General features: G+C 23.3%; 9 protein-coding genes and 1 tRNA gene. 9 read left to right on the top strand and 1 reads right to left on the bottom strand.

Annotated elements, in window-relative coordinates; genetic code table 11:
* Nucleotides 1-114: 114 nt before the first annotated feature.
* From B2G44_RS01235 to B2G44_RS01200, 6 genes are all read left to right on the top strand, one after another.
* Entirely contained in the window at nucleotides 115-600 is a 486-nt protein-coding gene (locus B2G44_RS01235) for a citrate lyase holo-[acyl-carrier protein] synthase (RefSeq protein ID WP_180372466.1), read from the top strand.
* Between the two features lie 141 nt (nucleotides 601-741).
* Nucleotides 742-1,950 (top strand): acetate kinase, encoded by a 1,209-nt coding sequence (locus B2G44_RS01230; RefSeq protein WP_078123038.1) that lies wholly within the window; start codon nucleotides 742-744, stop codon nucleotides 1,948-1,950.
* Between the two features lie 816 nt (nucleotides 1,951-2,766).
* Nucleotides 2,767-2,857 (top strand) — tRNA-Ser (locus B2G44_RS01225).
* Between the two features lie 142 nt (nucleotides 2,858-2,999).
* A complete protein-coding gene (locus B2G44_RS01220) occupies nucleotides 3,000-3,866 on the top strand; it encodes a thymidylate synthase (protein ID WP_078123037.1) in 867 nt (288 codons plus the stop codon).
* Nucleotides 3,863-4,378 (top strand): dihydrofolate reductase, encoded by a 516-nt coding sequence (locus B2G44_RS01215; RefSeq protein ID WP_078123036.1) that lies wholly within the window; start codon nucleotides 3,863-3,865, stop codon nucleotides 4,376-4,378. The genes B2G44_RS01220 and B2G44_RS01215 overlap by 4 nt, the downstream gene beginning before the upstream one ends.
* A 1,053-nt stretch (nucleotides 4,379-5,431) precedes the next feature.
* Nucleotides 5,432-6,172, top strand: coding sequence for a lysophospholipid acyltransferase family protein (locus B2G44_RS01200; RefSeq protein ID WP_257616359.1), 741 nt, complete (start codon nucleotides 5,432-5,434; stop codon nucleotides 6,170-6,172).
* Between the two features lie 54 nt (nucleotides 6,173-6,226).
* On the opposite strand, the gene B2G44_RS01195 is transcribed toward B2G44_RS01200, so the two are convergent.
* Nucleotides 6,227-9,085, bottom strand: coding sequence for a S1 family peptidase (locus tag B2G44_RS01195; RefSeq protein ID WP_078123033.1), 2,859 nt, complete (start codon nucleotides 9,083-9,085; stop codon nucleotides 6,227-6,229).
* A gap of 695 nt (nucleotides 9,086-9,780) precedes the next feature.
* On the opposite strand from B2G44_RS01195, the gene hrcA reads away from it, so the two are divergent.
* The 3 genes from hrcA to dnaK all read left to right on the top strand — a co-directional run bounded on the left by hrcA (nucleotide 9,781) and on the right by dnaK (nucleotide 13,539).
* On the top strand, nucleotides 9,781-10,836 hold the full coding sequence (gene hrcA / locus B2G44_RS01190) for a heat-inducible transcriptional repressor HrcA (RefSeq protein ID WP_078123032.1): 1,056 nt from the start codon (nucleotides 9,781-9,783) through the stop codon (nucleotides 10,834-10,836).
* Between the two features lie 68 nt (nucleotides 10,837-10,904).
* The gene (locus tag B2G44_RS01185; RefSeq protein ID WP_078123031.1) at nucleotides 10,905-11,678 is read left to right on the top strand and encodes a nucleotide exchange factor GrpE; all 774 of its coding nucleotides are present in this window, start codon (nucleotides 10,905-10,907) and stop codon (nucleotides 11,676-11,678) included.
* Entirely contained in the window at nucleotides 11,671-13,539 is a 1,869-nt protein-coding gene (gene dnaK / locus B2G44_RS01180; RefSeq protein ID WP_078123030.1) for a molecular chaperone DnaK, read from the top strand. The genes B2G44_RS01185 and dnaK overlap by 8 nt, the downstream gene beginning before the upstream one ends.
* Nucleotides 13,540-13,647: the final 108 nt, after the last annotated feature.

Below are 13,647 nucleotides of genomic sequence, written 5' to 3'. Positions count from 1 at the left end.
GGAAAGCGGTGTGCTTGGAAACTTGCTCGCACCGTTTGGACGGGGGCTGATTGTAAATAAAACAGCAAAGATAAATCGCTGCATAAAACGCAATTAATCTATCTGTATCTTGAAATGTTAAATTATTATCAAAAAGGTTTATTAACTATTAATTTAAATATTCCGGGGATCATTAAACTTAAACCTTTATATTTCGAATTTTTTAATTTATTTATGAAAAATATTATAATACCTTTTTTACAAACAAAAAAAATATGTTTAGGTTGTAATGATTTTAGAATATTATTTGATAAAGCTGGTTTTTATGTTAATATAATTTTGATTACTGCAGAAATAACAAAATTAATAGAAATTAAAAAAAATTTTTTAATTTTAGAAAAAACTCATATTTGTTTTCGTTTAGTTGATTTAGATATTATTAATTTAAAACATGAAAATATTTCCCGAAATTTGTTTTATCCGCCGAATTCTCGATTATGTTTTATATGTTCGAAAGAAGCAAAAGTATGTGCTTTGAATAAAGCACATAACTTAAGAGAATTATTAACATTTATTGATGATATTATGATAAATTTTATTTGTTCAAATAAAAAAATCTAATTTAATAAATTAAAAATAATTTGAATTTTTATATGGATATATTATTTATTTATTGATCTGATTATTTTTTATTATAAATATTTTTTTATTTTTTTATTTATATTATTAATTACAATAAAAATATTTTTAGGAGTTTTTTTTATGAAAATTATGTCTGTTAATTCTGGTAGTTCATCTTTGAAGTTTCAATTAATTGATATGGTTACAGAAGAAATGTTATGTAGTGGTTTATGTGAGCGAATCGGTAGTGTTAATTCTATATTTACTATTAAAACTTCAGATCGAATTTATAAACAAAATATAGTTATTGCTGATCATCGATTAGCTATTGAATTATTATTAAAAAAATTAATCGAATTATCAATCATTAAAGAAATTACTGAAATTAAGGGAATTGGTTATCGTATTGTTCAAGGTGGCGAATTATTTCCAAATTCTATTATTTTAACAGATGAAAATCTTGATAAATTGGAAAGTTTAAATAATTTAGCTCCTTTACATAATCCGGTTAATATTTTGGGTGCTCGTTTGTTTAAACAAATTTTACCTAAAGCTCTTCATGTAGGCGTTTTTGATACTAGTTTTCATCAAACCATTAAAGCTTCTAATTTTTTATATGCAGTACCTTACGAATGGTATAAAAAATATCAAATTCGTAAATATGGTGCCCATGGTACTTCTTGTCGTTTTATTGTTCAAGAAGCAAAACGTTTTTTAGAAAAATCTAATTTAAAATTAATTATTTGTCATGCTGGAAATGGAGTTTCTATTACTGCCGTGAATAGCAAAGGAGAATCAGTAGATACTTCTATGGGAGTTACACCATTAGCTGGTGTTCCAATGGGTACGCGTAGCGGAGACATAGATCCTGCTATTGTTGCTTTAATTTCTAGTTATGAAAATAAAACCTCTCAAGAAGTGATTAATGATTTAAATAATAAATCTGGCTTATTAGGTATCTCAGGACTTTCTAACGATTGCAGAGATTTAGAAAAAGCGATGTTAGAAGGTAATGCTCAGGCTAAATTAGCTTTAGAGATTCAAATTAAGAAAATTGTTGATTATATTGCCAGTTATTATGTAGCATTAGAAGGTATTGATGCTCTGGTATTTACAGCAGGTGTTGGTGAAAATTCCATTTTTTTTAGATCAGAAATTATTTCAAAATTAGCAGTTTTAAATATTTTTTTAGAACCAACATTAAACGAAAATGGTCCTAAATTGAGAAATATTGCTAGCAAAAATTCTATTATTCCTATTTTAATTATTCCTACTAATGAAGAATTAACTATTGCTCGAGATGTTATATCTTTTATTTCGAATAAAAATAATGAAGCTAATATAGAGTAAATAAATAATTTTAATCTTTTTATGAGCGTTCTAATAACTTAAATATTGTGTTATCTCATCAATAACTAGTAGCTAATAAAGCAAGAACATTACCTCCTCTTTTTATCAAATATTTCCTTGCTGTCTGAATCTAAATTTTAACCTTTGAGTAGAACAAGTTTAATCCGTAATAATGACTTTGTCGTTGGCGTCAAAGGAACATTAAGTGCAACACTAAGAAGATAAAAAATCAAGTCACTTAATGTTCGGAATAATGTTAAAATTAACTATTATTAAAGACAAATTTCAGATAATTATTTATCACAAAGGAACACAGTTATTCTCTTACATGGTTAAAATAAATTCTGCCAACAGTATTTAAAAAAACCGTAAAAATTCTACTTAAAGAAAAAGTTTAAATCTAAATGTCGAAGTCTAAATTTAAGATATATGAAAAAAATAAGGATAAATCGATTCAACCTGATTAAACATTAAGAAATAATTTAGAGTTATAAAACGATTTTAGAGGAGGGGATATCTTCTGCTACTTTTTTTAGCTAATAATTTCTGATAATTAACCGATTGTCATTTCTATCTGTTATTAATTTTATAATGACCGCTAGATTAATTGTATAAATTATGCGGAATATGATGCTTAATTAACCTATTTGAGAATCTATTATACAAAATAATGATTGATTGGATAAAAAGTTAGTTCTCGAGAGATAATATATCAGGATAATCTTATTACTACGAATTTTGCTTATAAGTTTTTTATAATGAAGGATGTTTTATATTTTTTTGCAAAAATTTTCAATTAATAAAGATAATTATTTAGGAGGAATACCCAAGTTTGGTTAAAGGGGCTCGCTTGGAAAGCGTGTAGATCTTATTAGATGCGAGGGTTCGAATCCCTCTTCCTCCGCCATTATTTTTTTTTATAAATGATTTATATAAATGAATATTTTATTATTTTATAACATAATTTTTTCGAAAATGAAATATAAAATCATAAAATATTTAATTTATAAAAATGTGATTTCGAGCAAAAGGTTAAATGTGTTATTAATATGAAAAAATATTTAAATTTATGTCGTACTATTTTAAAATATGGTAATATACGTGATAATCGTACTAAAGTTTTAACTAAAAGTATTTTCGGTTATCATATGCGTTTTAATTTGACCCAAGGGTTTCCTTTATTAACGACAAAAAAAATTAATTTTAATCTAGTGATACATGAATTATTATGGTTTATTAAAGGAGATACTAATATTCGTTATTTAGTTGAAAATAAAGTTAATATTTGGAATGAATGGCCTTACGAACAATATCGTAACTCATCTTTTTTCAAAAACGAAACTTTATCGGAATTTATAAATAAAATTAAAGAAGATGAAAATTTTGCTAAAAAATATGGAAATCTTGGACCGATTTACGGAAAGCAATGGCGTGATTTTGCAGGAGTTGATCAATTAAAACAAGTAATTAGTGATATTAAATTTAATCCTTATTCACGGCGTTTAATTATTTCTGCTTGGAATCCTCCGGAAATATCTCAAATGATTTTGCCTCCCTGTCATATATTAATGCAGTTTTATGTCGAAGAAAATAAATTATCTTTACAAGTTTTTCAAAGAAGTGCAGATGTATTTTTAGGAATCCCCTTCAATATTAGCAGCTATAGTTTGTTATTATGTTTAATCGCTCATATTACTAATTTACAGGCTTATGAATTAATTTATAATTTAGGAGACGCTCATATTTATCTTAATCACATTCCTCAAATTAAAATTCAATTAAAACGTTCTCCTAAATCATTACCTTATATTACTTTAAATAAAAATATTCATTGTATTGAAGATTTTACTATTAAAGATATTTTTTTGCATAATTATGATGCACACGAAACTTTAAAAGGAGAAATAGCAGTATGATTAGTTTAATAGCAGCTGTAGATGGTAACTTTTTGATTGGTAATGATGAAAAATTACCTTGGCATTATCCTAAAGATTTAGCTTTTTTTAAAAGAAAAGTGACTAATCAAAGAGTATTAGTGGGTTTAAAAACATATCAATCTTTATGTTTTTATTATAAAAATAAAAAATTTCCTTTTAAATCAATCTACTTGGCTACCACTTCTTTTTCTAATATTTTGTCCCCATATCATCGTGATGATATTTCTATTCAACAAGTTGATGATGTTAAATTTTTTTTACAAAATTTTCATAAAACATCAAAATCAATTTTCGTTATTGGAGGTAGGCAAATTTATCAATTAGCTTTGCCTTATGTAAATATATTGTATTTAACTTATATCTTACGGCGTTTTTCGGGAAATATTTATTTCCCATATTTAAATTTAGATAAATATATTTTAAAAGAATATCGTATTATAGAAGAATTAATTTTTGCTACTTATTATAATAAAGTAAATAATTATTTGTAATTATTTTTGAAATAATGAGTTATGATTTTAAAATTTGGATAAAAGTTATTTAATGTATTTGTAAAATTCAAGATTGTAGATAATTATTTATTATTTTAATAATTATATATCTAATTTCAAGATATTAATTAATATTATATTTTTGTTTTTATAATAGGGGTTAATTTCTATGAATGTATTTGATTTGTTATTTGTGATAATTTTTTTTGTAGTTTGGCGTTTTTTTATTAATATTTTTTCCGGTATTGTTGGAAAAATAATAGGGGGATTTTTTGGTTTTTTTGTCGCTTTTTTAGTATCTATATTTCTTATAAGTATTTTGATATACATGAGTACATTATTTCTGCATTATTTGTGGAGTCTGATATATCCCTAATTTATTTATCAATTGATAAAGTTTTTAAGTCTGTATATCTTGATTTTGTAGATTTGATTTAAATTAATTTATGTATTTAAATAATGAATACTATATATAGAAGAAAAGTAAAGTTTTAAAGAAAAAGGTTTTCAATTTACTTCCTAAATTTACAGCATTTTTAATTATTTGAAGAAATGAAATAGCTTTAGAAAGATATAAATATACATCTATAATGATACTATGAATCCATGAAAATAAAAATAATGAAATTAAGTTAGTAAAATAACAGATAATTAAATATTTTATTATACGACCCAGAAAAATAAATAAAGATTTAAATAATTGTTTTAAATTATAATGTTCTGTCATAATAAAATCCTCTTTTGTGTTGAATTTAAATAAAATTTAAAATAATTATTTACTTTTGATAAAAAATAAATTAAAAATAATAAAAATTATGATAATTTTATTATTATTTATTTTTAAAATAATTATTGAAATAATTATATCTAAAGTTTGTAAAAAAATAATCAAAATAGCTTAATAATTAAATTATTTTGATAATAATAAACTAAATTTATAAATTTTTTTAATAAATTAATGTAAATTTATTTTTAATAAAAGAAATGCGAGAAAAAAATATGTTTAGTTTTATTTTTATAATAATTTTTTTGAGTTGTTGGTATTATTTTATTATGATTTTTTCTATAAAAATAATTGGTATTTTGATTGGTTTTATTTGCGCTATTTTAATATCTTGGTTAATCAATTTATTATTATTATTTTTAAGTTTAGGATATATTAAAAACAAATCTATAAACAATATTTATCATTTAAAAATAGTTCAAAGCTTTTCGAAATTAATTGTTCGTTTTTTTTGTATTAAAGTTTCAGTTTATAATTACCATTTAATCCCTTTAGATAATCGTTTAGTTGTTTATACCAATCATAAAAGTAATTTTGACCCTTTTATAATAGCTTCTATATTCCCTCGCCCTATTACTTTTACCCCTAAAGATGAACTTTATAATAATTTTTGGTATGGTTGGTTTTTAAGGTTTTGTTTTGATGCTACTCATTGTATTAAAATTAATAGAAATAATAGTAGAGATAATTTAAAATCTCTAGAAAAAGCTAAAGAAATAATTCAAAATAAACTAGCTGTGTTAGTTTTTCCAGAAGGAGGTATTATTAATCCTATTTCCGATAATATTAATCGCTCTTTAGATGGTGCTTATAAAATTTCTATTCAAAATCAAGCTGATATTTTGCCTATAACTTGTAAAGGAATTCATAATATGCGTCATAAATGTTGGTTTAGAAGAAAAAAAGTAGAAATATTTATACATCATCATCTTTCTTATTCAGATTATAAAGAAAAAAAAACTTCACAAATTAATCATGAAGTAACTAATATTATCAATTCTTTATTATAATTTTGAATATATTTTGAATATATAATAAATAATTGAAAATGTTAATTTAATGATTTATAATTTATTATATTCCAAAATTATAGGATATAATTTAAAAGATATGATTATCATGAGCATAAATATAAATGTTACAGAAATCAATATATTTAAATTTTCTTTAAAGATACTATTTTTGAATAATTTTTTTAAATGAATGTCAGATATTAATTTAGCTTGAATAAAGTTTTCTGGTATATTTATATTTGAATTTTTAAAAAAATTAATACCTATAAAATTACCTTCATTATCGAAACATATAAAATTTATATTTTTAATTTTGTCTTTTAAATTAAATACAGAATCGAATACAAAATTACTATTTTTATTTATTATGCTACTTATTTGACTTTTAAACATTTGAGGATTATGATCATAATTATCTAAATTTGTAAGATAATAAATATCTTCGCCTACTCTAAGATCTGAAGTTTTTTTAAACGGGACTACCGGATAATTTTCCGAAGATTTAAAGGTCATTAAAATAAGGTTATTTTCGTTGGGAAAAATATTATGTATGGTACCCTCTTCCTTTTTATAAATTTCTTGATCTGAGTTGTATATAATGATTTCATTTTTATCTTGCAAAAGTCTTTTAAATAAAAAATTATATAAGTTTACTAAAATATTGTCGGATTCTTCTTCGTAAGTAGATAAAACATAATATATATATTGATTATCTTGGGTTTTTACTTTATTAAAGATGATTCCGTTACCACTTATTTGATTATCTTGGTGCCAAACAATTAAAGAATCCATAATTTTTTGCTTTGTAGTATGAATAGAAGTTTTGGTTAAATCAATAAATTTTAAAGATATAAAAGCACTGTCTTTATTAGATAAATAATGATGATTATCTAAAGAATATTGTAATAAATCAATAATTTTATTATTTTTATTTTTTCTAATTATTTTTAGATTAATTTTTGATTTATTTTTATTGTCAATATCGGCATATAATTCGATATATTCTTTTTGTGGATCTATTAATATTATTTGTTGTTGGTGATAATTATAAACCAATTTAATTTTTAATTTTATTTTTGATTTATTTGGATAATTTTTTAATAAGGGAAATGAAATAGGGTTTTTATTAGTTAAATCAGTTAATTCGTCTATAGAAAATATAATATTTGGTGTTTCCTGATCTTGATTAATTTCAAGATTGTTAAAATTTTGTTTAAAATTAGTAATTTTTTGCATTAGATAATTTTTATGTTTTTCACTATTTAAAGAAGTTATTGTTTTTATATTTTTAGGATTGTTCTGATGTTGGGAAAAAATTTCTTCTAGTCTTTTTTGAATGTGCAAAATATTAATAGCATGTGAAAAATTATCTGTTGCTATAGGATTATTGATAGTATTACGATTCATACCAATAATTTGTCCTTTTTCATCAAAAACAGGACCTCCGCTATTTCCATGATCTATTTCTATATTAAAAGAGATAATAGCTTCGTTTAATTGGGTGATATCTCCCTTTTTTAATAAATTTCTTTTTATGGATCTTGTTTGTTGTTCGTTTGATTTTGGGAAAAATAAATTTTCTGACTTAAATGATTCTTGAGACCCCATACTATAAACTGTTTGTTGAATTTCAGGTTTTATAAATTTATCTGGAAAAGCCGTTTTGAGAATTTTTTTAATTTCTTTATATTTTTTATGATTGTTATCTGTAAAAGTTAATATACCTATATCATCAAAACCTTCAGAATTATCGATAATAGTAAAAATTTCTGCATCTTTGTGAGAATTAAAATAAGAATTATAAATTTTAATTTTAGCATTTTCTTTTTCAGCTGGCAATAAAACATGAGTATTAGTAAGTATATAATATTTATAATTATTAGTGTTAGGAATTTGTTCAATTTTGTAAATAAAACCTGAACCTAAAAAATTTGTAAATTCAATTGAAAAAGTTATTTTTGATATATTTTCTATGAAAGTTTCAGGATATGGTGGTTTTTTGGGTTCTTTTATAGCATTTTCGTCTATATAATTCAATTTAAAGAATTTAAAAAATGGGTCTGTGAAATCTATATATTTGTTATCTATTATTTGTATTAAACCGTTAAATTTTCCATTTTTATTTAATTTAATTAATAATTTTATATTTTGTTTTGGATTATTTGTTTCTGATTCGATTTCTAAAGGTATTAATTTTCTTATTTCGGATGTTTTTGAAATTTCAGAATCAGATATATTATTATCTTCATCTGTTGAACTTTCGCAGTCATCATATAAATTATATGAATCTGAATCGTATATTGGTAGATATATATTATTTTCATATTCGGTATTAAGATTATTTTGACTTAAGAAGATATAATGTTTATTTACTATTTGGCAAAAATTGTAGATACTATTTGAAGGAATAATATAATTTATTTCCATTTTTTGAGATTGTTTAGGGTATGAAATTCCAATAAATTCACCTTCTTCGTTGAAAAAAATTTTATTATTTTTGCCTTTAATAGAAATAGATAGATCATTTGATTGATTTTGTTCATATTCTTCACTTATAATACCTTCTTGAAAAGGTTTAATATTATCATTAATATCCAACGTAAAACCATAAACTGTTTCGCCTTTATGAAAATCATATTTTTTGATTTTGGGAAAAATATTATTATTAATTTGTGAGTTGTCAAATATTTTTTTTAATTTATTTTGTATATCTTTAATAATTGTGTATTTATTTTTCTTTTCTTTATTAATAATATCGTTGTTGGAATTTGCATATTTAACTAATATGTTATCGGTAGCCGAAATTAATGTTTGTTTATAATTAAAATAATAAAATGCGCAAACTATTAATATTAATAAATTAATTGATATTAATAAATAATTTTTTTTATTTATACGAAAGATATTCATGTTATTTATGTATTTTAAATTATACCTTTTCTTTGATTATCATTAAAATTGTTAGTTAATTATAAATTGATTAGCGAATTTGAAGTAAATATTATTTTACTCGATTTCATAAGATACATTTATTATTATATAATAAAAATTTTAAGAAATATATTTTTACATACTTGACATAATTTTTGAAAAATAATAGAATAAATTTAGCAGTCGTGATAATTGAGTGCTAAATTATTTTATTTTTGGATGAAATAAATTATTTTCATCGATAAATACTTGACAAGCAGTTATTTAATTAGTTAGAATAATCTTAGCAGTCATGATTGATGAGTGCTAATTTATTAAAATTATGGCTATATTTCAATTTGAATAAATAATTTAAAATTATTTTATTTATTTTGTTTTTACATAAAAAATAGTTTGATTTTTGATTAATCAAGAATAATCAAAATATCTTAAATGATATGATGTAAATTTGTTTTTTATTTTTTGAAAATATTATTCGAAAAAATTCAAGTAATAAATAGTTCGTGATTTAAATTATTCTTGATTAGTAATTTAGTAATTTTAGTTAAGTGTTAATAATTAAATTATCTAAACCATATATAATAATAAGAGGTTAGGGATTTTTATTTAAAAGAATAGAAGATAAACTATTATGGTGATGATGAAAAAGTATATTTTTTTCAAGGATTTAAAAATTGATTTCGAATAGAGAGAGATTAATTTTAAAAGCTATTATTGAGCATCATTCGGTACATCAACAACCTATTAGTTCTAAATTTTTATCATGTTTATCTTATTTAAAATATTCCAGTGCCACAATTCGTTATGATATGGCTCAACTAGAAAAAAAAGGTTATTTATGTAAAACTCACATATCTAGCGGCAGAATTCCTTCTTTAAAAGGATATGTTTTTTATTTTAATCATTTGATTACACGTAATCATGATATTTTGCAACAAATTTCCTTATTTGAAAATATTTTTAAAAAAAATAAAAATTTTAATACAGAAACTATTATTAAAGAAGCTTTAACTTTATTGGGAAATGTGACTCGCTATCTTGTGATTTTAGCTTTTCCTAATGCTTTAACTACCCACAAAGTGGCTAAAATTGATGTATTTTTTTTAAGTCCAGAAAAAGCTATTTTATTGATAATTACTAATCATGGTCAAGTACGTTATCAAAGTCTTTTTTTAGAATCTTGTAATAGTTTTAATTTTAAAAATTTGCAGAATATTATTGTTATCATAAATAATATATTATTCAATAAGTATTTGTGTGAATCTATTAAAATTTTGCAAGAAAGAAATATTGAAAATAATTTTTGCAATTCACGTTTATTTGATAAATTAATTAATATATTAATAGAAATTTTTTATAGTTTTAACTCGAATAATTCACATATTTATGGTATTAATAATTTAATTAATAATTTTAGCTGGGCGGATAGCAATACCATGAAAGAAATTTTGCATATTTTAGACACTAATAAATTAAACGAAATGTTATTTGATGCTCATAAATATATTTTTAAATTTAATAATCGAATACGTTGGATATCTTGTCATAAATTCGCTATTATCTCTATTCCTTGCGAAATTAAAAAATTTCCTGATCAAAAAATGTTTATTGCTGTTTTAGGACCTATGACTATGGCTTATCCAGAAGTTATTCCTCTTTTGGAATATTTATCTGTAAATTTGTCTCAAACTTTTTACAGTAAAACAAATTTAATTTCTGATAGTTGGTAAGAATTTCGCAAATAATATTAAGCAGTAAAAATTAAATTTTTAGAATAAGGAGTTTAATTTGAAAATTTATGTATTCTGAAGAACATTCAAAACAAAATTTTAATAATAATAAAAAAAATAACAATAAAAATATAAATGAAAATAATTGTTCTTGCCAAGGAGAAAATACCCAATCAAATAAAATTTCTTCCGATGGTGTATCTTCAGATATTAACACAAATAAAAAAGAAGCTTCTAACTCGAATTGTAGTTGTAGTAATAAAGAAAATAATGAAGATGCTATTACCAATTCTGAATCAAAGAAATTTATTTCAAATGAAAAAAATTTACAAACATTACAACAACAAATAAATTCTTTACAAAAAGAAAATTTGGATCTTAAACGGGATTTACAAGAAATAAATCAACAAAGAACAAATGATAATTTGAAATATTTGGCTGATTTTGATAATTTTAAAAAACGTATTACTGTTCAAACAAATAGAGAAATTAAATACGCTCTAACAGATTTTATTAAAAATATTTTAGTTCCTTTAGAGCAATTTGAAAAGGTTTTAGAAATGCCTAATGTAGATGAATCTGTTAAATCTTTTTTATCAGGTTTTAAAATGATTCATAAACAAATAAAAGATATTTTACAAAAGGAGGGCGTCGAGGAAATTAAAGCTTTAGGTGTTAAATTTGATCCGAATTTTCATTATGCTTTAGAAAAAATATCAGATCCAAAACAACCTAATGGTATTAATATTTCAATTTTACAAAAAGGCTTTTTATATAAAGATTTAGTTATAAAACCAGCTATGGTAAGAGTAAATGAATGGAGTGATAAAAATAATGACTAAAAAAAATGCAAATTTAAGTCCGATTATCGGAATAGATTTAGGTACTACAAATTCTTGTGTTGCTTGTATGGAAAATGGGCAACCTAAGGTAATTACTAATTCTGAAGGTGATAGAACTACACCTTCTGTTGTAGCTTTTAAAGGAGACGAAATTATTGTCGGTAAAGCCGCAAAACGTCAAATGGTTACTAATACTAATACTATTCTTTCGATTAAAAGAGAAATGGGTAAAAAAGGTTATTATAAAGAGTATAATGGTAAAAAATATACTCCTCAAGAAATTAGTGCTATTATTTTGCAAAATTTAAAAAAACAAGCCGAAGACTATTTGGGAACAAAAGTAACAGAAGCTGTTATTACTGTACCTGCTTATTTTAATGATGCTCAAAGACAAGCTACTAAAGATGCTGGTAAAATTGCTGGTTTGGAAGTAAAAAGAATTATAAATGAGCCTACAGCAGCAGCTTTATCTTATGGATTAGATAAAAACACTCAAAAAGAACAAAATATTTTAGTATTCGATTTAGGTGGAGGTACTTTTGATGTTTCTATTTTAAATATTGCAGAAGGTAATTTTCAAGTTTTAGCTACTGCAGGTGATAATGTATTAGGTGGTGATAATTTTGATGATGCTATCGTAGATTTTTTAGTTAAAATTTTTCGCGAAGAAAATGGAATTGATTTGAAACAAAATAAAGATTTAACTGCTTTGCAACGTTTAAGAGAAGCTGCTGAAATGGCTAAAAAAGAATTAAGTAATGTTGTATCTACAGTTATATCGCTTCCTTTTATTACTATGTCTGCTAATCAAACACCTTTACATTTAGAATATACCCTAACAAGAACTAAATTTAATGAAATAACTAAGAATTTAGTAAATCGTTGTTTAACTCCTTTAAGACAAGTTTTAAAAGATGCTAAATTGCAAGTATCACAAATTGATCAAGTTATTTTAGTGGGTGGTTCTACAAGAATTCCAGCTATTCAAGAATTAGTTACTAAAGAATTAGGAAATAAACAGTTAAATAAAAGTGTTAATCCTGATGAAGCTGTCGCTTTAGGAGCAGCTATTCAAGGAGGAATTTTAAGAGGCGATGTTCAAGATATTGTTTTATTAGATGTAACTCCTTTGTCTTTAGGTATTGAAACTTTAGGTGGTATATTTACTAAATTAATTGAACGTAATACTACTATACCGACATCAAAATCTCAAATTTTTTCTACTGCGGTAGCTAATCAATCTTCCGTTGATATTAATGTGTTACAAGGAGAAAGAGCATTAGCTAAAGATAATCAATTATTAGGTAGTTTCCAATTAACGGGTATTCCTCCTGCTCCTAAAGGTATTCCTCAAATCGAAGTTACTTTTGATATTGATGTCAATGGTATTGTTTCTGTTTCTGCTAAAGATTTAGGTACTAATCGTAAACATAGTATTACTGTTTCGGGAGGTAGTGGTTTAAGCGAAGAAGAAATTCAAAAAATGATAAAAGATGCTGAAAAAAATGCAGAAACAGATAAACTTCAAAAAGAACGTATTGTGTTACGTAATGATGCAGATAATTTTATTTCTCAAACTCGTCAAACTTTAGAATCTTTGAAAGATTCTGTTGAAGAACAAGAAAAGAATGATATTGAAACTAAAATTCAAGATTTAGAACAAGCTTTAAAAGGCGATGATTATGATTCTATTAAAGAAAAATTAAGTATTTTAGAAAAAGCTTCACAACAAATAGCTGTAAAAGCTTATCAAAAAGCACAACAACAAACCAATAAAGAAAATCAAAATCAAGATACTACTGAAGAAGCTGCTAAGTCAGAAGATAAAGTAGTAGATGCCGAGTTTGAAGATAAAAAATAATATAATTAAATACGGATAGATTAATTGCGTTTTATGCAGCGATTTATCTTTGCTGTTTTATTTACAATCAGCCCCCGTCCAAACCGGACAAGCAAGTTTCCAAGCATC

It is taken from the genome of Candidatus Phytoplasma citri (genome assembly GCF_002009625.1).
Classification (GTDB): domain Bacteria; phylum Bacillota_I; class Bacilli_A; order Acholeplasmatales; family Acholeplasmataceae; genus Phytoplasma; species Phytoplasma citri.
This window is presented reverse-complemented; position numbering and strand designations above follow the sequence as displayed.